The sequence below is a fragment of the Sphingobium sp. VMM genome (assembly GCF_056790315.1).
The window spans coordinates 79,542-102,445 of the sequence record NZ_JBXGSI010000017.1 but is presented as its reverse complement, the minus strand read 5'-3'; the positions used below and the strand labels follow the sequence as shown (position 1 = coordinate 102,445).

18 protein-coding genes are annotated in these 22,904 nt (G+C 65.2%); 3 read left to right on the top strand and 15 right to left on the bottom strand.

Features of this window, described 5'->3' with window-relative positions; all coding sequences use genetic code 11:
• Positions 1 to 69: 69 nt before the first annotated feature.
• A complete protein-coding gene (locus ACUCV3_RS20095; protein WP_037509026.1) occupies positions 70 to 567 on the bottom strand; it encodes a flavin reductase family protein in 498 nt (165 codons plus the stop codon).
• 101 nt (positions 568 to 668) lie between these two features.
• The gene (locus tag ACUCV3_RS20090; protein ID WP_010335805.1) at positions 669 to 2,930 is read right to left on the bottom strand and encodes an NADP-dependent malic enzyme; all 2,262 of its coding nucleotides are present in this window, start codon (positions 2,928 to 2,930) and stop codon (positions 669 to 671) included.
• A gap of 137 nt (positions 2,931 to 3,067) precedes the next feature.
• On the opposite strand from ACUCV3_RS20090, the gene mutS reads away from it, so the two are divergent.
• Both mutS and ACUCV3_RS20080 read left to right on the top strand, forming a co-directional pair.
• Positions 3,068 to 5,710 (top strand): DNA mismatch repair protein MutS, encoded by a 2,643-nt coding sequence (gene mutS / locus ACUCV3_RS20085; RefSeq protein ID WP_482241019.1) that lies wholly within the window; start codon positions 3,068 to 3,070, stop codon positions 5,708 to 5,710.
• Positions 5,711 to 5,719: 9 nt separating this feature from the next.
• The gene (locus tag ACUCV3_RS20080; RefSeq protein WP_125998874.1) at positions 5,720 to 8,482 is read left to right on the top strand and encodes a [protein-PII] uridylyltransferase; all 2,763 of its coding nucleotides are present in this window, start codon (positions 5,720 to 5,722) and stop codon (positions 8,480 to 8,482) included.
• 23 nt (positions 8,483 to 8,505) lie between these two features.
• Here the strand turns inward: ACUCV3_RS20080 and ACUCV3_RS20075 are convergent, their stop codons facing one another.
• The 13 genes from ACUCV3_RS20075 to ACUCV3_RS20015 form a co-directional block, all read right to left on the bottom strand.
• Complete coding sequence (locus ACUCV3_RS20075; protein WP_279776167.1) at positions 8,506 to 9,006, bottom strand: L,D-transpeptidase family protein; 501 nt, start codon at positions 9,004 to 9,006, stop codon at positions 8,506 to 8,508.
• Complete coding sequence (gene ribA / locus ACUCV3_RS20070; protein WP_279728316.1) at positions 9,003 to 10,064, bottom strand: GTP cyclohydrolase II; 1,062 nt, start codon at positions 10,062 to 10,064, stop codon at positions 9,003 to 9,005. The genes ACUCV3_RS20075 and ribA overlap by 4 nt, the downstream gene beginning before the upstream one ends.
• Positions 10,064 to 10,861 carry an exodeoxyribonuclease III gene (gene xth / locus ACUCV3_RS20065; protein ID WP_279728317.1) on the bottom strand — a complete coding sequence of 266 codons (798 nt, stop codon included), beginning with the start codon at positions 10,859 to 10,861 and terminating at the stop codon, positions 10,064 to 10,066. The genes ribA and xth overlap by 1 nt, the downstream gene beginning before the upstream one ends.
• A 247-nt stretch (positions 10,862 to 11,108) precedes the next feature.
• Complete coding sequence (locus ACUCV3_RS20060) at positions 11,109 to 11,747, bottom strand: LolA family protein (RefSeq protein WP_004209221.1); 639 nt, start codon at positions 11,745 to 11,747, stop codon at positions 11,109 to 11,111.
• A 407-nt stretch (positions 11,748 to 12,154) separates the two neighbouring features.
• On the bottom strand, positions 12,155 to 14,479 hold the full coding sequence (locus ACUCV3_RS20055; RefSeq protein ID WP_279728318.1) for an FtsK/SpoIIIE family DNA translocase: 2,325 nt from the start codon (positions 14,477 to 14,479) through the stop codon (positions 12,155 to 12,157).
• A gap of 231 nt (positions 14,480 to 14,710) precedes the next feature.
• Positions 14,711 to 15,202 carry a GNAT family N-acetyltransferase gene (locus ACUCV3_RS20050; RefSeq protein ID WP_017499425.1) on the bottom strand — a complete coding sequence of 164 codons (492 nt, stop codon included), beginning with the start codon at positions 15,200 to 15,202 and terminating at the stop codon, positions 14,711 to 14,713.
• Positions 15,199 to 16,116, bottom strand: coding sequence for a DMT family transporter (locus ACUCV3_RS20045; protein WP_279728319.1), 918 nt, complete (start codon positions 16,114 to 16,116; stop codon positions 15,199 to 15,201). The genes ACUCV3_RS20050 and ACUCV3_RS20045 overlap by 4 nt, the downstream gene beginning before the upstream one ends.
• A gap of 15 nt (positions 16,117 to 16,131) precedes the next feature.
• Positions 16,132 to 16,362 carry a hypothetical protein gene (locus ACUCV3_RS20040; RefSeq protein WP_279728320.1) on the bottom strand — a complete coding sequence of 77 codons (231 nt, stop codon included), beginning with the start codon at positions 16,360 to 16,362 and terminating at the stop codon, positions 16,132 to 16,134.
• Positions 16,359 to 17,504 carry a flavodoxin-dependent (E)-4-hydroxy-3-methylbut-2-enyl-diphosphate synthase gene (ispG, locus tag ACUCV3_RS20035; protein WP_004209214.1) on the bottom strand — a complete coding sequence of 382 codons (1,146 nt, stop codon included), beginning with the start codon at positions 17,502 to 17,504 and terminating at the stop codon, positions 16,359 to 16,361. The genes ACUCV3_RS20040 and ispG overlap by 4 nt, the downstream gene beginning before the upstream one ends.
• A gap of 51 nt (positions 17,505 to 17,555) precedes the next feature.
• Complete coding sequence (locus ACUCV3_RS20030; protein ID WP_004209213.1) at positions 17,556 to 18,857, bottom strand: OmpP1/FadL family transporter; 1,302 nt, start codon at positions 18,855 to 18,857, stop codon at positions 17,556 to 17,558.
• A 422-nt stretch (positions 18,858 to 19,279) separates the two neighbouring features.
• Positions 19,280 to 20,662 carry a phosphoglucomutase/phosphomannomutase PgmG gene (gene pgmG, locus ACUCV3_RS20025; RefSeq protein WP_279728322.1) on the bottom strand — a complete coding sequence of 461 codons (1,383 nt, stop codon included), beginning with the start codon at positions 20,660 to 20,662 and terminating at the stop codon, positions 19,280 to 19,282.
• A gap of 19 nt (positions 20,663 to 20,681) precedes the next feature.
• The gene (locus ACUCV3_RS20020) at positions 20,682 to 21,140 is read right to left on the bottom strand and encodes a J domain-containing protein (RefSeq protein WP_279728323.1); all 459 of its coding nucleotides are present in this window, start codon (positions 21,138 to 21,140) and stop codon (positions 20,682 to 20,684) included.
• Positions 21,140 to 21,946, bottom strand: coding sequence for a division plane positioning ATPase MipZ (locus tag ACUCV3_RS20015; RefSeq protein WP_004209209.1), 807 nt, complete (start codon positions 21,944 to 21,946; stop codon positions 21,140 to 21,142). Before ACUCV3_RS20015 ends, ACUCV3_RS20020 begins: the two co-directional genes overlap by 1 nt.
• A gap of 108 nt (positions 21,947 to 22,054) precedes the next feature.
• On the opposite strand from ACUCV3_RS20015, the gene panC reads away from it, so the two are divergent.
• Positions 22,055 to 22,900 (top strand): pantoate--beta-alanine ligase, encoded by an 846-nt coding sequence (gene panC, locus ACUCV3_RS20010; RefSeq protein WP_279728324.1) that lies wholly within the window; start codon positions 22,055 to 22,057, stop codon positions 22,898 to 22,900.
• Positions 22,901 to 22,904 lie beyond the last annotated feature (4 nt).

The window sequence follows — 22,904 nt, the reverse complement described above, 5'->3', positions numbered from 1 at the left end:
CTTTTAACGAGCTTTACCCCTTTTTTCTTGCCCTCTTGCTCGATCAGACGGCGTCGCGCCGCCCGTTCCTCATGCGAGCAGCGAAAATTCGCCATAATTGCCTTGGAAGAACAGCAATGGCCGGTCGGGCCGTTCCACTTCCAGCGCGACCACTTCGCCCAGCACGATATAATGATCGCCGGCTTCATGCACGGCATGCAGGCTGCAATCGATCCAGGCGACGACATTGTCGATGATGGGCGATCCATTGTCGGATACGCGATGCGACACGCCGGCGAACTTGTCAGGGCCAGGTGCAGCCAGCTGGCGGCAGAGCGGCTGCTGATCGCTGGCGAGGACATTGACGCAGAAGCGGCCGATCTGCTGGATGCGCGGCCAGCTGCCCGAGCTTTTGGCGGGGAAGAAGGCGACCAGCGGCGGATCGAGCGACACCGAGGTGAAGGAGCCGACCACCATGCCGACCGGGGCGCCATCCTCGCCCGACGCGGTGACGACACACACGCCGGTCGGATAATGGCCCAGGACGCGGCGGAAGGTGGCACTGTCGATCATGGTTGCGCTGTTCATGCCATGGTCTTCCAGCAGACGATGGCGCAAGGCAAGCGAAACCGGTCAGAAACCAACCGGTCGTAGCGGATAGGGGCGGGGCTGGTGCCCCGCCACGATCATCAGAGGGCGATGCCGCCGGCGGCCAGCACGGCCAGCGTCAGCAACTCGGACGCATTGGACGACATGGTCGCGATCTGCACCGACTTTTCCATGCCGACCAGCACCGGACCGATCATCGACGTGCCGCCCAGTTCGCGCAGCAGCTTGGCCGAGATGTTGGCCGACTGCAGCCCCGGCATGACCAGCACATTGGCCGGGCCGGACAGGCGGCTGAACGGATAATTCTTCATCACGGTCGGATTGAGCGCCGCATCCGGCGTCATTTCGCCTTCATATTCGAAATCGACGTCGCGCTGGTCGAGCAGCTTCACCGCATCGCGCACATTGTCGAGGAAGGCGCCGGGGGGATTGCCGAAATTGGAATAGGAGAGGAAGGCCACGCGCGGGTCATGGCCCATGCGCCGCGCGACCGCGACCGTGCCCTCGGCAATGTCGGCCAGTTCGGACGCCGAAGGCCGTTCATGCACGGTGGTGTCGGCCAGGAAGACGGTCTTGTCCTTGGTCACCATGACGTGGATGCCGAAGGGGGTGCGGCCCGCCGCCGGGTCCATCACCCGCTTCACTTCGCGCAGGGTCTGGCCATAGGGGCGGGTGACGCCGCTGATCATCGCATCGGCCACGCCCATCTTCACCAGCAGCGATCCGAAGATGTTGCGGTCGCGATTGACCATCCGCTCGCAGTCGCGACGCAGATAACCGCGCCGCTGCAACCGGGCATAGAGAAGGTCGACCATCTCGGGCACCAGCGGCGAATTGACGCTGTTGTGCAGTTCGAAGCTGTCGGGATCCCGGACGCCCAGTTCCTTGAGCTTGTCGCGCACATGATCGCGGCCGACCAGCACGGGGATGCCATAGCCCAGCTCGCGGAACTGGATCGCGGCGCGCAGCACCACTTCCTCTTCCGCCTCGGCAAAGACGACCCGCTTGGGATTGGCCTTGGCGAGTTCATAGGCGCTGGTGAGAACCGAGGTGGTCGGGTTGAGCCGCGCCTTCAGGGAATCGCGATAGGCGGCCATGTCCGCGATCGGCTTCTGTGCGACGCCGGTATCCATCGCCGCCTGGGCGACGGCGGCCGGCACCACCTCCATCAGGCGCGGATCGAACGGCGCGGGGATGATATAGTCGGGGCCGAAGCTGTGCGAACGGCCATAGGCCTTGGCCACTTCCTCGGGCACCTGTTCGCGCGCCAGATCGGCAATCGCCTTGGCGGCGGCCAGCTTCATCGCTTCGTTGATGCCGGTCGCCCGCACGTCGAGCGCACCGCGGAAGATGAAGGGGAAGCCCAGCACATTGTTGACCTGGTTCGGGAAGTCCGACCGGCCGGTGGCGACGATCGCATCGGGGCGAACCGCATGGGCGTCAGGCGGCAGGATTTCCGGATCGGGATTGGCCATGGCAAAGATGATCGGATTGGCCGCCATCGACTTCACCATATCCTGCGACATGGCGCCGGCGACCGAAAGGCCGAGGAACACGTCGGCACCCTTGACCGCTTCGGTGAGGGTGCGCGCGTCGGTCTTGACCGCATGGGCCGACTTCCACTGGTTCATGCCCTCGGTGCGGCCCTGATAGATGACGCCCTTGCTGTCGCACATGATGACGTTTTCATTGGGGACGCCCAGCGCCTTGATCAGCTCGGTGCAGGAAATGGAGGCGGCGCCCGCGCCGTTCACCACCACCTTCATGTCCTTCATGTCGCGACCGGTGAGCAGCGCGGCATTGATGACGCCCGCCGCCGCGATGATCGCGGTGCCATGCTGGTCGTCATGGAAAACCGGAATGTTCATCCGTTCCTTGAGCGTCGTTTCGATGACGAAGCATTCGGGCGCCTTGATATCCTCAAGATTGATGCCGCCGAAGCTCGGCTCCATCAGTTCGACCGCGTCGATGAAGCGATCGACATCCTCGGTCTTCAGCTCGATATCGATGGAATCGACGTCGGCGAAGCGCTTGAAGAGGACGGCCTTGCCCTCCATCACCGGCTTGGACGCCAGCGCGCCGAGATTGCCAAGACCCAGGATCGCCGTGCCATTGGAGATGACCGCGACCAGATTGCCCTTGGCGGTATAATCATAGGCGGTCGCCGGATCTTCGGCGATCGCGCGCACCGGCACCGCGACGCCGGGCGAATAGGCGAGCGAGAGATCGCGCTGCGTCGCCATCGGCTTGGAGGCAATGATCTCGATCTTGCCGGGGCGGCCGGTCGCGTGGAAGAACAGCGCCTCGCGCTCGGAAAATTCCACATTTGACTTTTCGGTCATCGCGATACCCACATAATGGAACAATAGCGCCGCCCTAGCGGCAAGATTATCTTGTGGGCAAGTGCGAGAAGCGCAATTTTCCTGCCCTTTGGCGAAGCTCTGGTTTCAGCGGAGCGATCAGGCTATCCGCTTGCCCCATGGCCAATTCGACCTCCACCACCACCCAGCCTACCCCCATGATGGCACAATATTTCACCCTCAAGGCAGAGGCGCAGGATTGCCTGCTCTTCTACCGCATGGGCGATTTCTTCGAACTCTTCTTCGATGACGCCAAGATGGCGGCCGCGACGCTCGACATTGCGCTCACCAGCCGTGGCGAACATGCCGGGCAGCCGATCCCGATGTGCGGCGTGCCGGTGCATAGCGCCGAATCCTATCTCGCCCGACTGATCAAGGGCGGCCATCGCGTCGCCATTGCCGAGCAGACCGAGACGCCGGCCGAGGCCAAGGCACGGGGCGGCAAGGCGCTCGTGGCACGCGCCATCGTCCGCTATGTCACCGCCGGCACGCTGACCGAGGAAACCCTGCTCGACAGCCGGCGCGACAATATGCTGGTGGCGCTCGCCCAGACCGGCGGGGAAGGTGAGCTGGGCCTGGCCGCCGCCGATATTTCGACCGGCCGGTTCGAGACGATGACGGTGCGGACGGGCGACCTGCCCGCCGAACTCGCCCGGTTGCGGCCGAGCGAAGTGGTGATTGCCGAGGGTTCGACGCTGGAGGTCGCCAACAGCCATCCGTTCGACAAGGCGGCCTTTTCCAGCGCCCGTGCCGAAGAGGCGCTCAAGCGCCTGTTCGCGGTCGCGACGCTGGATGGCTTTGGCCAGTTCAGTCGCGCCGAACTGGCGGCGATGGGCGGGCTGATTTCCTATCTCGATCATGCGGGGAAGGGCACGCTGCCCTTCCTGGCGCCGCCGCTCCGCAAGACCAGCGGCGCCCATGTCGCGATCGACGCGGCGACGCGCGAGAGCCTGGAAATCGTCGCGACCACCGGCGGCACGCGGGCGGGCAGCCTGCTGGGGGCGGTCGACCGGACCGTCACCGGGGCCGGCGCCCGGCTGCTGGCGCAGGATCTGTCGGCGCCGCTGATGGATGCGCCGCTGATCGACGCGCGGCTGGGCCTGGTCCAGTTGTTCCATGATGACGCGACGCTGCGCAGTCAGTTGCGTGCGGCGCTGCGGGCGCTGCCCGACATCGGCCGTGCGCTCGGCCGTGTCGCCGTGGGGCGGGGCAGTCCGCGTGACCTCGGCCAATTGCGCGACGGCCTGGGCGAAGCGCGATTGCTGCGCGAGCGGTTGGGGCGGCTGGCCGATCAGCCACTGCTGCTGACGCAATTGCTGCCGGCGCTCGACGGGCATGGCGCGCTGGTCGATGCGCTGGCGCGCGCACTGGTGCCCAGCCCGCCGACCGAAACCAATAATGGCGGCTATATCGCCGACGGCTTCGACCCGGCGCTCGACGAACTGCGTCGCCTGGCCGGTGACGGCCGCCGCGCGATCGCCGCGCTGGAGGCGCAATATCGCGAGCAGACGGGGATCAGCGCGCTCAAGATCCGCCATAATGGCGTGCTGGGCTATCATGTCGAGGTGCCGGCCCGCGCCGCCGACCAACTGATGCAGCCCGAAAGCGGCTTCACCCATCGCCAGACGCTGGCCGGGGTCGTGCGCTTCAACTCGATCGACCTGCATGAGCAGGCCGGACGGGTGGCGCAGGCCGGCGCCCATGCGCTGGTGGCGGAAGCCGCCCATCTCGAAACGCTGATCGAGGCGGTGCTGGACCGCAAGGCCGACATCGCCCGCGCCGCCGATGCGCTCGCTCGATTGGACGTTGCCGCCGCACTGGCCGAGCGGGCAGCCGAAGGCGGCTGGCAACGCCCCCATTTCGTGGTCGAGGATGGGGTCGGCCCCTGCCTCGACATTGTCGGCGGGCGCCATCCGGTGGTCGAGGATGCGCTGCGCGCGCAGGGCCAGCCCTTCGTCGCCAATGATTGCCGGCTGGTCGCGACCGACCGGCTATGGTTGGTCACCGGCCCGAACATGGGCGGCAAGTCGACCTTCCTGCGGCAGAATGCGCTGATCGTCATCCTGGCCCAGGCCGGCGCCTTCGTACCGGCGGAATCGGCGACGCTGACCCTGGTCGACCGGCTGTTCAGCCGGGTCGGCGCCTCCGACAATCTGGCGCGTGGCCGGTCGACCTTCATGGTCGAGATGGTGGAAACCGCCGCGATCCTGGCGCAGGCGACCGAGCATAGCTTCGTCATCCTGGACGAGGTTGGGCGCGGCACATCCACCTATGACGGCCTTGCGCTCGCCTGGGCAGTGGTTGAAGCGGTGCATGAGGTCAATCGCTGCCGCTGCCTGTTCGCCACCCATTATCATGAACTGACCCGCCTGTCCGAAACGCTCGATGCGCTGTCGCTGCATCATGTGCGGGCGCGCGAATGGAAGGGCGACCTGGTGCTGCTGCACGAACTGGCCGAAGGACCGGCCGATCGCAGCTATGGCCTGGCGGTGGCGCGGCTGGCCGGCTTGCCGCCCCTGGTGCTCAAGCGCGCCAAGGATGTGCTGGGCCGCCTGGAGGCAGGCAAGGCGAAGACCGGCGGCATTGCCGCGGGGCTGGACGACCTGCCGCTGTTCGCCAGCGTCGCGACGCAGGTCGAAGAGGTGGTCGATCCGCTGCGCGACGCACTGGATGGCATCGATGCCGACGCCCTGTCCCCGCGTGAGGCACTCGATCACATATATCGTTTGAAACAACTGGCTGCCGCCAGTCACCACGAGTAGACGAGAGCCATGGTCATGCAGTTCCCCAGCCTGGGGTCGCGCCGCGCGATCATTGACCGGCGCGCGATTTCCGACAGCATCAACGCCCTGGCGCAGGAGCACCGGGGCGATCCGATCAAGCTGCGCGGGCTGATCGTCAAGGAACTCAAGGCCGCCCTGGAACATGGCCGCGAGGATGTCGCGCGCCGGCTCGAGGCGAAACCGACGCGCGGGCGCGAGGCGGTGACGGCCTTTGCCTTCCTGATCGACCAGATCTTGCGGCTGCTCTACGACGCGACCACCCATCATCTTTATCCCGCCGGCAACCGCAGCACCGGCGAGCGGATCGTGCTGATCGCCGTCGGCGGCTATGGCCGGGGCGAGATGGCACCGCACAGCGATGTCGACATCGGCTTCATCACTCCCTGGAAGCCGACCGGCTGGACCGAGCAGATCATCGAATCCATGCTCTATTCGCTGTGGGATCTGGGGCTCAAGGTCGGTCACTCCAGTCGTTCGATCGACGAGACGATGCGGATGGCCAAGGCCGACCTCACCGTGCGCACCGCCCTGCTGGAAGCGCGCTATGTGTGGGGCGACCGGGCGCTTTACGAGGAAGTGGCCGCCCGTTTCGACAGCGAGATCATGCAGGGCACCGCCCGCACCTTCGTCACCGAGAAGCTGGAGGAACGCGACGAGCGCCACCGCCGCATGGGCGACAGCCGCTATGTCGTCGAGCCCAATGTCAAGGAAGGCAAGGGCGGCCTGCGCGACCTGCACACGCTGTTCTGGATCGGCAAATATGTGAACCGGGTGAAATCGGTCGCCGAACTGGTCGATGTCGGCCTGTTGACGCAGAGCGAGCTGCGCCAGTTCCAGAAGGCCGAGGATTTCCTGTGGGCGGTGCGGTGCCATCTGCACATGATCACGGGGCGGGCCGAGGACAGGCTGACCTTCGACCTGCAGCTGGAAACCGCGACGCGCATGCATTTCACCGCGCGGGCCGGACGATCCGGGGTCGAGCGCTTCATGCGCTATTATTTCCTCAATGCAAAGGCGGTCGGCGACCTGACCGCGGTGTTCCTGGCGCATCTGGACGACCAGCTGGCCGAGCGCGGACGCCGCTATATTCCGTCCATCTTTCGCCGGCCCAAGAAGCTGGATGGTTTCGTGCTGGATCGCGGGCGGCTGGCGCTGCCGAGTGATGATTTCTTCCAGGCCGATCCGGTCCGCCTGGTCGAGATTTTCGCCGTGGCCGACAGGCATGGGCTGCAGATTCATCCGAGCGCGATGCGCGCGGCCAGCCGCGACGCCGGCCTGATCACCGCCAAGGTGCGCAAGGACGCACGCGCCAATGCCGCCTTCATGGATGTGCTGACCAGCCCGCGCGACCCGGAAACGGTGCTGCGCTGGATGAACGAGTCCACCGTGTTCGGTCGGTTCATCCCCGATTTCCGCCGCGTCGTGGCGCAGATGCAGTTCGACATGTACCATCATTATACGGTGGACGAGCATACCATCCGCGCCGTCGGCCTGCTGGCCCGGATCGAGAAAGGCGAACTGGCGACCGATCATCCGCTGGCGACCGAGCTGATGGGCAAGATATTGTCGCGCCGGGTGCTCTATGTCGCGGTGCTGCTGCATGACATCGCCAAGGGGCGCGGCGGCGACCACAGCATATTGGGTGCGGAAGTGGCGGAGCATCTCTGCCCGCGCCTGGGCCTGACCGCCGCCGAGACCGAGACCGTCGCCTGGCTGGTGCGTTATCACCTGCTGATGTCGGCCACCGCCTTCAAGCGCGACCTGGCCGACTACAAGACGATCCTCGATTTCGTCGAAGTGGTGCAGAGCCCCGAGCGACTGCGCCTGCTGCTATGCCTGACCGTGGTCGATATCCGCGCGGTGGGGCCGGGCGTCTGGAACAGCTGGAAGCGGCAGTTGCTGGGCGACCTCTATGATGCGGCCGAGGAAGTGCTGCGCCTCGGCCACAAGCAGAAGGGCCGCAGCGAGCGCGTTGCCGCCAAGCAGGAGGCGCTGCGCCAGGCGCTCGGCATGGATGAGGCGACCTTCGCCGCCTTCAGCGGCCGCATGCCCGAAAGCTACTGGATCGCCGAACCGGACGATATCCTGGTCCATAATGCGCGGCATATCTTGGAAGCGGGCGAATCCTCGCTGTCGATCGCCGCGCAATATTATCCCCAGCGTGGCGCGACTTTGGTCACCGTCTATGCGACCGACCATCCGGGCCTGTTCTACCGCATCGCCGGCGCCATCCATCTGGCTGGCGGCAACATCATCGACGCGCGCATCCATACGACGCGCGACGGCGTCGCGATCGACAATTTCCTGGTGCAGGATCCGCTGGGCGGTGCCTTCCACAGTCCCGAGCAGCTGGCGCGGATCAAGGCGGCGATCGAGGACTCCCTGTCCAACCGCCACCGCATGATCACCAAGCTGGAAGCGCGCCCGCTGCCCCGCACCCGCGCCGAAGCCTTCCGTATCGAGCCCAATGTGCTGATCGACAACAAGGCGTCGAACCGCTTCACCGTGATCGAGGTGAATGCCCGCGATCGGCCGGCGCTGCTGTTCAGCTTGGCCAATGCGCTGTTCCAGTCGAAGGTCACGGTCCACAGCGCCCATGTCGCCACCTATGGCGAGCGCGCGGTCGATACCTTCTATGTCACCGACCTCTTGGGCGGGAAGATCGAGAGCAAGGCCCGGTTGCAGACTCTGGAGCGGCGGCTGCTGGAGGCGGCCGGCGGCGAAGTGGGCGAGGCACTGGAGCGCGCCTGATCGCTACTCAGGCGCCTAAATTCTCAGGCAATGGTCATGACGTCGCCGGGTGACAGCAAAGGTAACAGGCGCAGCATGTCGTCGCGGTCGACCGCGACGCAGCCGGCGGTCGGACGTCCTTCGGACAGATGGAAGAAGATGGCGCTGCCCATGCCCGGCACCGGCGGCGCATCATTATGGCCCAGGATGACGATCACGTCATAGGCCTCGTCGCTGCGCTGCAGGCTTTCGGTCGAGAAGGGCCGGGGCAGGCGCACGGGACGGTTATAGGCGGGATCGGCCGGATCATCCGACCAGCCATCGCCCGCATGGGTCCAGCGCCAGGGCAGGGCGATGCCGGTGGCGGAGACCTTGCCGGGGCGCAACAGCACCGCACGGATCGGCCAATTGCCCAAGGGGGTGCAGCCATCGCCTTCGCGCTTGTCGGCGGCCGCACAGGCGCCGCTGCGGCCGATGGTGCAGGCCATGTCGAGATCGCCGAAGCGCAGCCGCCCGGCGGCGACATCGACATGGATGACACTCATAGCTGGTGGCCGGTCCGGTCGCGCTTGGTGGCGAGATAGCGTTCATTATGCGGATTGGCCGGCAGGATGATCGGCAACCGCTCGACCACTTCGATCCCGGCCGCCTGCAACCCGGCAACCTTCTGCGGATTGTTGGTGAGCAAGCGCACGCCGCCTATGCCGAGCAGATCGAGCATCCGCGCCGCGACCGAGAAATCGCGCGCGTCGATCGCGAAGCCCAGCCGCACATTGGCGTCGACCGTATCGAAGCCCTGATCCTGCAACGCATAGGCGCGCAGCTTGTTGACGAGGCCGATGCCCCGCCCTTCCTGCCGCAGATAGAGCAGCACGCCCCATTGTGCGTCGGCGATCTGGTGCAGCGCCTGATGCAATTGCGGGCCGCAATCGCATTTCAGGCTGCCGAATACGTCGCCGGTCAGGCATTCGCTGTGGATGCGGATGACCGGCGGCGATGCATCGCGCTTGCCAACCACCAGCGCGACATGCTCGCGCGGCTCGTCGGGGCTGCGGAAGGCGATGATCTCCGCGCTCTCGCTCGCCGATACCGGCAGGCGGGCACGGGTCGCGATGGCGAGGTGGATGGCATCGTCATAATCGCCGACATCATCGGCGCTGACTTCCGCCTCGACCGGGCCGTCGCCTTCGGCGAGGAAATAGGCGGGCAGGATACCGGCCAGCCGGGCCAGGCGCAGCGCGGCCTTGGCCGCCTGTGGCGCCGGCAAGGTCCGCGCACGGAATGGCCCCTTGAGCGGCGAGGCGAGGTCCAGCACCGGATCGGAAATCGAGGTCGCGACATCCGCGTCGATCCACGGCGCCCGTTCGATCAGCACCGGCAGGTCCGGATCGGCCGCCGCCAACTGGTTGGCGAGCTTCAGCGTCTCGGCGCGGGCGGCGGAAATCAGGATATCGGCCTGCCCCTGCGGATCGAAATCGGCCAGCGTCACCGCATCCGCGCCCTCGATTGCCATCAGCCGGATTGCGCCATCGGGCGCGGTCAGGCGGATCGCCCAGCCGCGACGCAGCGCATCGATGGCGCGGGCAGCATCCCGCCCGTTCATCAGAAAGCGAACTCGGTGATGATCGGGATATGGTCGGACGGCTTTTCCCAGCTGCGCGCGGGTTCGACGACACGGTGGGCGACCGCCTTGTCGGCGACATCCTTGGTCATCCACATATGGTCGAGGCGACGGCCGCGATCCGACGCCGCCCAATCCTTCGCGCGATAGCTCCACCAGGTGTAGAGGCGCGCGGGGGCAGGGTGGAAATGGCGGCCGATATCGACCCAGTCGTTCGACGCCTGCAACCGGCCCAGCAGCGCGCATTCAACCGGCGTATGGCTGACCACGTCGAGCAGCTGCTTGTGGCTCCAGACGTCGCATTCCAGCGGCGCGATGTTGAAGTCGCCGGTCAGGATGGTCGGCTTGTTGTCGAGCGCGCCGGACCACTCGATCATCCGCTCGATAAAGTCGAGCTTCTGGCCGAATTTGGGATTGACCGTGCGGTCGGCGACATCGCCGCCGGCAGGGACATAGACATTCTCGATCCGCACGCCATTGTCGAGGCGGATGCCGACATGGCGCGCTTCGCCATTGGCCTGCCAGTCGAACCGGTCATCCTCATGGATCGGCACCTTGCTCATGATCGCAACGCCATGATGCATGCGCTGGCCGTTCAGCACCTGATGGACATATCCCAGGCGCCTGAACATGTCGGTGGGGAAAATCTCGTTCACCACCTTGGTTTCCTGCAGGCAGAGAATGTCGGGCGCTTCTTCGGTCAGGAAGCGTTCGACGATGTCGATCCGGGCGCGGACGCTGTTGATGTTCCAGGATGCAATCGAAAGGGTATCGGCCATGAAAAGCACCTAGGGTGCCGCGCGCCCGCGCGCAAGCGCCGGACAAAGTAAGACCCCCGCTCCGGGGGCGTGGAACGGGGGTCTCGATCGCGCCCTTGAAGCGCTTTGCGACGGGAGCGGTGTGCCGGGTAACAGGGGGGAAATCCCGGTCTACGTCTCTCGCCGTGATCTCTATCTAGGCGATCGGATATGAGCGGCAGATGAACGATGGCAGAAAGTTTTCAGCCCATCGTTCCTGTGGCCCGCCCTAGCCGTTCGGACGGCCGCGCGGACGCGGATCGGTCCAGCGGAAGGCGGAATCGGCGACCGGCACGCCATATTGCTGGTTCGAAAGGCGCACCGCCGTCCGGTTGTTCTGTGCGTCGAGCGCGACCCAGCCATACAGCTCCAGTCCGGCCGGCGACGCAGGCTTGCGCTTGAAGATCATGGTGATGGTGCCGAATTCGGGCCGCTTGGGATCCTTCGCCTGCACACTCAGCACGGTCGGGTCGCCGGTGGGCACGACCGTGCCGAATTTCGACAGATCCTTGGTCGGGTCGATCAGCGCGGCCAGCGGCGAATTGCCGATCGGCCAGCGCTGCACCTGGCGCACTTCATAGTCGATCAGGGTCAGCGCCTTGCCATCGCCCACGATCAGCAGCGGCACGCCCTTTTCATATTGGAAACGGATCTTGCCCGGCTGTTTCAGGGTCAGCTTGCCGGTCAGCACCTGACCATTGCGGTCGGTCTGGCTGAAATCGGCGGTCAGGGTGGTGACGGCGCGGATATAGGCATTGACCTGATTGAGGTCGGACGGTGCCGCCTGCTGGGCAAGGGCATAGCCCGCCGGCACCGCAACCAGCGCGGTGGCGAGGGAAAGGGCGACAGGCGCGAGGATGCGCTTCATGCAATCATCTCCGGGTTGTTCGGAAAAGGGGGCATAGGGGGTGGGGCTTGAACCCGCTGTGAACCTTGCTGTTCCATCGCAGGGAAAGGATCGATCGGAAAGACCAGACGGGGGAGAGCGGCTGTGAAATGGCTGGCTCGATCCCCCGTGCTCCCGCCTCGCCATGCCGGTCTTACCGGCGGCACCGCTCCAATTATGTTTATCGGCGCGGCAGCAGCGACGCCTGCCTAGACCGATTCGCGGACAAAAAAAAGGCTGATCCGAAGATCAGCCTGAAAAGTTTTTAGGAGAGGATGCCTGAAAGGCCTGTTCCTAATGTCCCAAAGCCCCTGTCACGACAAATGCGAAGGCAGCAAGCATGGTTGCACGGAACGCAATCGCTCAAGGAAAACAGGCATTTCGTAGCGTCAGAGCGGATTGCCATTCTCGTCACGCAGCACTTCGCGGCGACCGACATGGTTGGGCGGGCCGACCAGCCCTTCTTCCTCCATCCGTTCGATCAGGCGTGCGGCACTGTTGTAGCCGACTCGCAGCTGGCGCTGCAGCCAGCTGGTCGAGGCCTTCTGATTCTCGAACACCAGCTGGCAGGCCTTGCGGAACAGCTGCGCGTCCGGGCTGTCATCGCCCAGGTCCACGCCGTCGAGCGCGAAGCTGCCTTCCTCCGGCTCTTCCGTGACCGCCTGGATATAATCGGGCGAACCCTGCGCGCGCCAATGGTCGGCAACCACGCGCACTTCATCGTCCGAAACGAAGGGACCATGGACGCGCATCAGGCCCTTGCCGCCATGCATGTAGAGCATGTCGCCCTTGCCCAGCAGCTGTTCGGCACCCTGTTCGCCCAGGATGGTGCGGCTGTCGATCTTGCTGGTCACGAAGAAGCTGATGCGGGTCGGCAGGTTCGCCTTGATGACGCCGGTGATGACGTCGACCGAGGGACGCTGGGTCGCGAGGATCAGGTGGATGCCGGCAGCACGCGCCTTCTGCGCCAGACGCTGGATCAGGAATTCGACTTCCTTGCCAGCGGTCATCATCAGGTCAGCCAGCTCGTCGACCACCACCACGATCTGCGGCAGCGGCTGGAAATCCAGCTGCTCTTCCTCATAGATCGGCTTGCCGCTTTCGGGGTCATAGCCGGTCTGGACGCGGCGGCCGAGCGGCTTGCCCTTGGCCTTGGCGGCGCGAACCTTCTCGTTGTAATTGGCGAGGTTGCGGACAGAGATCGACGCCATCATGCGATAGCGATCCTCCATCTGCTCGACCGCCCATTTGAGCGCGCGAATCGCCTTGCTCGGCTCGGTCACGACCGGGGCGAGCAGATGCGGGATGTCGTCATAGGTCGACAGTTCCAGCATCTTGGGATCGATCATGATCAGGCGCAGCTGGTCCGGCGTCATGCGGTAGAGCAGCGACAGGATCATGGCGTTGAGGCCGACCGACTTACCCGAACCGGTGGTGCCTGCGATCAGCAGATGCGGCATCGGCGCCAGATCGGCGATGATCGGCTCGCCCGAGATATTTTTGCCCAGGATGATCGGCAGGGTCGCTTCCGCACCGAACTGCTCGCTGGTGATGAGTTCGCGGAAGGACACGCCCTCGCGATTGGTGTTGGGCAGTTCGATGCCGATGACAGTGCGGCCGGGAATGGTCGCGACGCGCGCCGACAGCGCCGACATGTTGCGCGCGATATCGTCGGCCAGCGCGATCACGCGGCTCGCCTTGATGCCCGGTGCCGGCTCCAGTTCATACATGGTGACGACCGGGCCGGGGCGAACCTCGACGATATTGCCCTTCACATGGAAGTCGTCGAGCACGCTCTCCAGCAGGCGGGCGTTGCGTTCCAGCGCCGCCTTGTCGATCTTCTGCCCCTGATTGGCGGGAATCGGATTGAGCAGGTCGGCCGACGGCAGCGAGCTATGGCCGAACAGGTCATCCTGCGACACCGGCGCGGTCGAGCGCTGCACCGGGGCGGGCTTGGGCGCCTGGATGGTGATCGGCGGCTTGGGCTCGTTCGACACCTGCTTGCGCGGCGCGATCACCCGTTCGACCGGACCGTCATCATCCTCGTCCAGATCGGCCGCTCCACCCTGTCCCGCAAAGGCGAGCGAGGGGCGCGGCAGGCTGAGCCGGGGCAGGGTCGGACGACGGATGGTGAAGATCGGCTTTTCCAGCGCCAGGCTGCGATACCAGACGAACAGGCCGGCCAGCATGGTCACGACCACCAATATGCCGATGATCCAGCCCTGCGCGGCCGGCGCCTGGGCGGTCAGGCTCATCACCCCCTTGGCGGTGACAAGGCCGATCATGCCGCCCCAGCCGGAGGGCAGGCCGACCAGCGGATCGGGCTGGAACAGGGCCAGCGCGATGCCGATCAGGATGATGCCGACCAGGCATTTGCCGAACTGCGCCTTCCACCCGATCATCTCATGATCGCCCCACAGGCGACGGGCGGTAATCCCCATCAGCGGCAGCAGCAGCGCGATCGGCACGCCGAACAGCAGCAGCAGCATGTCGGCCACCATGGCGCCGGGCGCGCGCATGATATTGGCGACATGATCGCCCGCCACCGTGTTCATCGACGGGTCGCTGGGCTGATAGCTCAGCAGCGCCAGCGCCAGGAACAGGGTCGCCAGAAACAGCGAGATCGCCCCGATCAGCGCGCCGCTGCGCACGATGCTGCGCTTGAGCATTTCGCGCCATTCCGGCGCGCGCTTGGCTCCGCGGCTGACAGCCATGGTCAAATGTCCCCCAAATGTTCCGTTCCGGCACAATGCGCCGAGCCAGGAGTCCTCGTCAAGCCTGCGGCCCCTCGGCTCGTCCCGCCCCATCCGCAACATTGCGTATGTCGCGCGCCTGGGGCGCAGGCGCAAAATGGGCGGCGAAAGGAGATGTCGCCATGTTCGCCTCTTTCTATCCCGCCTTTGTCGTGATTGCCCTGAGCAGCTTTGCGATCGTGCTGCTGGGCGTCAGCCTGCAGGATGCGATGCGAGGGCGCTGAGCGCATCGCCGTCGACGCGCTGCACGGTCCATTCGTCCATCGGCCGGGCGCCGATCGCCCGGTAGAAGGCGATGGCCGGTGCATTCCAGTCGAGCACCGACCATTCGAGCCGGGCGCAGTCGCGCGCGATCGCCAATCGGGCGAGACGGGCGAGCAACGCCTTGCCGGCGCCGAGGCCCCGCGCTTCGGGCAGGACGAACAGATCCTCCAGATAGAGGCCGGGACGCCCCTCGAAGGTCGAGAAATTGTGGAAGAAAAGGGCAAAGCCGATCGGCGCGCCATCATGCTCGGCGATCAGCACCTCCGCCATCGGCCGGGGTCCGAACAGATAGCGGGCCAGCGTCTCGCGGTCGGCCTTCACTTCATGGGCCAGCTTCTCATAATCGGCGAGCGCCAGGATGAAATTCCGGATAGTATCGATATCCGTTGATTGCGCGTCCCTGATGATGACCTTGCTCATGCCGCTCCCGCTTCCACATGGGCGATATCCGCCCGTTTCGTGCGCGCGGCGATAAGGCAGCCGGCGACGATCAACAAGGCACCGGCAAGGGTGGTGAGCGTCAGTTGCTCGCCAAAGGCCAGCCAGCCGAAGATCGCGGCCCAGACGAAGGCGGTATATTCGACCGGGATCAGCCGCTGGGCTTCCGCACGCGCATAGGCCCAGGCGAGCGCCGCGAGAGAAGTGAAGGCCAGCATGGCGGCCAGCAGCACCAGCGGCACCGCCGCTCCGGTCGGCACGATCGCCCAGGCCGGCGCACCGATCGCGAACACGCCCAGCATGACCAGATGCTGGAAGAAGGCGACCTCGATCGGCGAGGCAAGCTGGGCCTGCTGGCGCTGGAGGATCAGGTTCCAGGCGAACAGTATCGCCGAAAGCAGCACCGCGCCCGCCCCCATCAGCGCATCGCCATCATAGTCGCCGCGCATCCGCCCCGACAGGATCACGCCGACCCCGACCAGGCCGAGCAGCGAGGCGCCGATCGCCTGCCGCCCGATCCGTTCCTTGAGCAGCAGCGCTGCCAGATAGAGCGCGATCAGCGGGGCGATGAAGGAGAGGGCAATGGCTTCGGCCAGTGGCAGGCGCATGATCGCCCAGAAGAAGAAGCTGGCCATCAGCGCGACCACCACGCCGCGCAGCAGATGCAGGCGCAGCACGGAACGGTTGGGCCAGCGCTGGCGGGTGGCGAGCATCAGGACCAGCCCGAGCAGGCTGCCGGTGATCGCACGCCAGAGCAGCGCATTATAAAGGCCGATCGAGAGGCTGAGCCCCTTCATCGCCGCGTCCATCACCGAAAAAAGCGCGACGCCAAGGCAGCAGATGAGGAAGGGCAACAGCACGGACGGGCTGCGGGGAGAAGAAAGCGGACGATCCATCGACGGGTGACGGGATCAGTCGCGACCGGAGCCGACGATCCTGCCGATATGCAATTCGTCGATATGAAGCCGGGTGATCCGTGCCTTGCCGATGCGCAGGCGACCGATGGCCAGGACGCCGACCGCTATTGCCCCCAATGCGATCGCGCCCAGGGCCAATGTCCCAATAGCGGACGCGCCGACCGCCTGCGCGCCCGTAGCGCTTGCGCCATGGGCGATGGCGGACCGGTCGGCGCTGTCCGTCATTCCGCCGCCTGGACCTGTCCCGCGTCGCTCGCCGCTGCCTCGATCTCGGCCGCCTTGGCCTCGACCAGCCTGACGATATGGTCGACCATGTCGGCATCCTGGATCGTGTGATCGGTGACGCCCGACAGATAGACCATATGCTTGCCATTGCCGCCGCCGGTCAGGCCGATATCGGTCTCGCGCGCTTCACCCGGACCGTTGACGACGCAGCCCAGCACCGAGAGCGAGAGCGGCGTGTTGATATGCTGCAGCCGTTCCTCCAACGCCTGGACGGTGCGGATCACGTCGAAGCCCTGCCGCGCGCAGCTGGGGCAGGAGATGACCTTGACGCCGCGGGTGCGGATGCCGAGCGTCTTGAGCATCTCATAGCCGACCCGCACTTCCTCTTCCGGTTCGGCCGAGAGCGAGACGCGGATCGTGTCGCCAATGCCGGCCCAGAGCAGATTGCCGATGCCGATCGCGCTCTTGACCGTGCCGCCGATCAGGCCGCCGGCTTCGGTGATGCCAAGATGCAGCGGACAATCGACCGCGTCGGCCAGTTGCATATAGGCCGCGACCGCCAGGAACACGTCGCTCGCCTTCACCGCGACCTTATATTCGTGGAAATCCTGGTCCTGCAGCAGCTTGATATGGTCGAGCGCGCTTTCGACCAGCGCTTCCGGGCAAGGCTCGCCATATTTTTCGAGCAGGTCGCGTTCCAGGCTGCCGGCATTGACGCCGATGCGGATCGAGCAATTATTGGCCTTGGCGGCGTCCACCACTTCCTTCACCCGCGCGGCCGAACCGATATTGCCGGGATTGATGCGCAGGCAGGCAGCACCGGCATCGGCCGCTTCCAGCGCGCGCTTATAGTGGAAATGGATGTCGGCAACGATCGGCACGCGCGCGGCGCGGACGATCTGTTTGAGCGCCGCGGTCGATTCCTCGTCAGGGCAGGACACGCGGATGATGTCGACGCCGGCATCCTCGCAGCGACGGATCTGGTCGATCGTCGCCTTGACGTCATGGGTCAGCGTGTTGGTCATGGTCTGCACCGTGACCGGCGCACCGCCGCCCACGGGGACGTTGCCGACCATGATCTGCCGCGACTGCCGTCGGGCGATGTCGCGCCAGGGGCGCAGGCCGGGATTATGTTCGGACATGAAAAGGGGCTCCAGATCTCTGGAGCCCCCTATAAGCATTAACGCAGCTTTTTAGAAGCGCGCGGTCAGCGATGCGGCAACCTGGTCCGCATTGCCGCTGGTCTGTGCCAGGGTCGTGGCGGTGACGGTGGCCGGCGACGGGAAATAGCTGTCCGGGCGAATGATGTTCGCCTTTTCCACCCAGGTATGGGCGTAGGCGACGTTCAGCGCGAAGGCCGGCGAGATATTCCAGGTCGCGCCGCCCGTCAGCCACACGCGGTCGCCATCGGGCACGCGGGTGGTCAGATGCTGCGGATTGGTCGGCGAACGGTCGAACATGGTGCCGGCGCGCAGCGTGAAGGCGGGGCTGAAATCATATTCGCCGCCCAGGCTGACGCTGTAGCTGTCCTTGTAATCCAGTTCCTTGTTGGTGGTGCCGGTGGCCGAGGTGACCTCGATCCCCTTGAAGCTGGACCAGCCATACCATTTGCCGGTGATCATCGCGCGCAGGTTCGGCGTCAGCTTGTGCATGAAGGACACGGTGACAATATCGGGCAGGTCCAGCGGTGCCGAGGCATCGAACTCGCCATTGGCGGCGCTGAGCGGCGTCACCAGGCCGGAAATGGTCTGGGTGCCCTTGAGCTTGTGGTTGATGCCCGACCGATAGTGGACGCCGACATTGGTGGTGCCGTTGGTGTAGAACAGGCCGGCGTTCCAGCCGACGGTCCAGTCGTCGCCCTTCAGCTTGGTGAAGCCGTCGGTGGTGACCAGCGGCGACACCTGCGGCAGCGCGTTGGTCAGGTTAGCCTTCACATATTGCACATCGACGCCGCCGCCGATCGAGAAATTGTCGTTCAGCTTGAACGCGGCCGAAGGCTGGATGTTGTAGGTCTTGAGGTCGGTGTAGATCGAGTCATAGCGACCGAAGAAACCGTCATCATATTCCAGCTTCAGGCCGAAGGGCGCATTGACGCCCAGGCCCAGCCACAGCCGGTCGGTGACCTGCGCCGAGGCGTAGAAATTGGGAACCGGGATGACGCTTTCGAACGGCTGGCCACCGTCATTGCCGGTCACCGGCACGCGGGCGGTCGAACCGGGGACCGAGCGATAGCTGCCACGGTTGGTCTGGTGGGCGGAAGCCATCAGGGCGTTGACGCCGGCCGAAACCTGGACGCCCGACAGCTGGGTCATGGCGGCGGGGTTGAAATAGATGGTCGAGGGATCGTCACCTGCAGCGGCGCCGCCAGCCATGGCGCGGCCGGTTTCCACCGGCGACTGTTCCTGAAGATAGAAGCCACCGGCCAGCGCCGGCATCGGTGCGACAATCGCGCCGGTCAGCAGGATGGTGGGAAGAATGCGACGGCGAAGGGACATGGCGTTTCCTCTGCTAAAAGCTCATTTGGCCATTTGGTGCGGGCGCTTAAACGCCTCATGCGACTTATGGAACCATGCGCATAACAGCTATCCCGACGATTTCTACAGGCGCCAATGACGGATTTCCGCGATTTTTCGCTCAATTGCCCGGATTTCGGCCGGCTGGACGCTACGGCAAGTGCCGCCCTGTTGCGTCAACGTCACAGGTCAAAAAAAAAGCCGCCCCGAGGGACGGCTATGAAGTTTTAGGAGAGGATGCCTGAAAGGCGAGTTCCTTTTGCGGCCAGGCGGCGTTCGTCGCAAATGCGAAACATGATGGCGCGATTGCGTTTCATGCAACCGGTGTCATAAAACCATGTTTCCCTAAGGGAAATTCCGCATGAAATAATGATAGCGATATCAATTTTGCGCGCTGCGACAGGCTATTTTGCTGCTTGCAATCGCTGATCGACACCCGAATCACGCAAATGGGATTCGATTTCGGCCAGCAGACGCGCCAATCCCGCAGCATCCGACGCCTCCGCCCGCGCGGTCAGCGCATTCTGGGTGTTGGACGCGCGCAGCAGCCACCAGCCATCGACAGTGCGGACGCGTGCGCCATCGATCGATTCCACGATTGCGCCGGATGCAACCAAGCGGTCGCGCAGGTCTTCGATGATCGCGAACTTGCGGTCTTCCGGCACAGCGATGCGGATTTCCGGCGTGTTGACCATTTCGGTCATGCCGCCGCGCAGGTCGGTGACGGTGCGGCGCAACCGAGCCGCGGCGCGGATCAGGCGAACGGCGGCATAGAGTCCATCATCAAAACCGTAAAAATCGTCGGCGAACATGATGTGGCCGGTCATCTCGCCACCCAGCGGACTGCCAATCTGCTTCATTTTGGACTTGATATGGCTGTGCCCGGTCTTCCACAGCACCGGCTCACCCCCCAGCCGCGCAATCTCGTCGAACAGGGCCTGGCTAGCCTTCACATCCGCGACGATCGGGGCGCCGGGACGATCCTTCAGCACCACCTGCGCGAACAGGCCGAGCAGCTGGTCACCCCAGATGATCCGGCCGAGGCCATCGACCACGCCGATCCGGTCGCCATCGCCATCGAAAGCCACGCCGAAATCGAGCTTCCTGGAGAGGACAAGGGAACGAAGATCGGCCAGATTCGCTTCTTCGGTAGGATCAGGATGATGGTTGGGAAAATTGCCGTCTACATTGGTGAAGAGCAGATGATGCTCACCCGGCAGGAGTTGCACCAGCTTCTCCACGACCGGTCCTGCGGCGCCGTTTCCCGCGTCCCAGCCGATCCGCCAGGCGGCGCCGTCAAAATCGCGCACCAGCCGTTCGACATAGGCCGGCATAATATCGACATCGCGCACCCGGCCTTCGCCCGCCAGCCAGTCGCCGGCCGCCGCCATCGCGCCGAGCTGCTGGATCGCCTCGCCATGAAAGGGCGCATGATCCAGGACCAGCTTGAAACCATTCTGATCTGCGGGATTATGGCTGCCGGTCACCTGGATGGCGCCCGCCACGTCCAGTTCGGCCTCGGCATAATAGAGCATCGGCGTGGGACCGAGACCGACACGCAGCACATCGACGCCGCTGTCGGTGAGGCCGCGCACCAGCGCGCCCTCCAGCATGGGCGAACTCAGCCGCCCGTCATAGCCGACCGCGACCGCTGATCCGCCGGCGCGCCGCACCCAGGTCGCGAAACTGCGCCCCAGCGCATAGCCGTCCGCTTCCCCGAGCATCGGGCCGACAACGCCGCGCATGTCATATTCGCGCAGCAGGGTCGGGTGGAAGCGATGGGCCATATAGTCCTTTCTGGGGCAATCAGTCGGCGGACGGACGATCCCGCTCGGCAAGGTCGGCGAGCAACAGGTCGCGCGCGGCATTGATCTGGGCAGCCAGCGCTTCGGTTCCACCCTTGTCGGGATGGACCGAGGCGATCAGGCGGCGATGTGCGGCGCGGATGTCGGTCGCGCGGGCATCCACGGACAGGCCGAGCAGGGCGCGGGCGCCCTCCACGTCGGCCCTGTCAGTCTGCACCGGCGGCGCAGCTTTGCGCCTGGCGCGGTTAGCGCCCTTCTTCGCCTTGCCCTGCGACGCGAAGAAGAGAGCCGCGCCCAGCAGGATCGGCGCGCCGAGCGCGGGCTTGCCCTTGGCCGCCAGCACCGCGCCGACCAGCGCCGCCCCCAATGCCATGCCATCCTTGGTCGACATGCGCTGCAATCTCCCGGTCCAGATGAGCCAGCCCGCCAGGCCGATCAGCACCAGCGCGATCAGCCCCATCAGGCGGCGCCGAGCATGTCCACGGACGCGGCATGATCGCCGGTCGGCAAGGCCAATCCGGCCACCATCTCGCGCAGTTCCTGGCGCGCGGCGATATGGCTGATGCCCAGGTCGCCCAGATGCCCCTTGTCGAGCAGGGTCAGGCCCGAGGGGAAGAGTTCGCGGAAGATGACGCGTTCCGACAATCCGGGAATGACGCGGAAGCCGACCCGGCGCGACAATTCCATCAGCGCATCGCCGACGCGCTTCTTGTTGCGGGCATCATGATGCTGGACGCGGTTGCGCAGCACGACCCAGTCGATCGACACGCCATCGGCCTTGGCCCGCGACTTGCGCGCTTCGAAGATGAGTTCGGAATAGAAGGACAGGCGGCGCACCCGGAAGGTTTCGGCATCGACCTGGCCGATCAGGTCGAAGTCGACGAAACTGTCGTTCATCGGCGTGACCAGCGTGTTGGCGCGGGCCGCCATGTGCCGGGCGAAATCATCATCGCGGCCGGGCGTGTCGACGATCAGGAAATCCTTGCCCTCGGCAACCGCCGCCGCCTGTTCGTCGAGCGCAGCGACATTGTCGCCCTGAAACACCGCAAAGTCGGGTGCCGACAGATCGATGCCGCGGCGGCGCGCGGTTTCGGCGCGGTTTTCCATATAGCGGGTGACGGTGCGCTGGCGCGGGTCGAGATCGATCAGGCCGACGCTATGGCCGAGCGCAGTCAGCGCGATCGCCGTGTGGACGGCGGTCGTCGACTTGCCGGTTCCGCCCTTTTCATTGGCGAAGACGATGAGGTGCGTTTGCGCGTTCGCCATCGGACCTTGATAACCCCGTGTTTGTCGCTCTAGATTCTTGACGGTCCCGTGGCGCGAAGCCTAGCAGGACGCCCCTGTGTCCCTGCCCTTATCGGAGCCCCTCGTCCCGTGCAAATTCTCCGTGACCTTCCCGCCCTGCGCGCTGCCGTTGCCGCGCTGAAGTCCGACGGAAAGAGGCTGGCGCTGGTGCCCACCATGGGGGCGCTGCATGACGGGCATATGGCGCTGGTCGAGGAAGCGCGCCGCCATGGCCGGCATGTCGTGGTGTCGATCTTCGTCAATCCCCGCCAGTTCGGCCCGAACGAGGATCTGGACGCCTATCCCCGGCGCGAGGCGAAGGATGCGCAGCTGTTGCAGGCCGCCGGCGTCGACATCCTGTGGGCGCCGAGCGTCGAGGTCATGTATCCGGCCGGCTATGCCACCAATATCCGGGTGTCGGGGGTAAGCGAAGGGCTGGATGGCGCGGCGCGGCCGGGCCATTTCGATGGCGTCGCCACCGTCGTCACCAAGCTGTTCAACCAGGTCGCACCCGATGTCGCGATCTTTGGCGAGAAGGATTATCAGCAGCTCGCCGTGATCCGCCGGATGGTTGCCGACACCAATCTGGACATCGAGATCATCGGCATGCCGACCCAGCGGGCCGAGGATGGTTTGGCGCTGTCGTCGCGCAACGCCTATCTCAGCGAACAGGAGCGCAAGGATGCGCTGGCGCTGCCGCGCGCGCTGGGTGAGGCGAAGCGGCAGATCGAGAAGGGCGAACCGGTCGAGGCAGCACTGGCGAAGGCAATCGCCATGCTGGCGACCCATGGTTTCGATCCGATCGACTATGTGACACTGTGCGACGCCGACAGCCTGGAGCCGATCGCGACGCTCGACCGTCCGGCACGGCTGCTGGGCGCGGCGAAGCTGGGCAAGACCCGGCTGATCGACAATATCGCGGTCGATCTAGTCTAAAGGG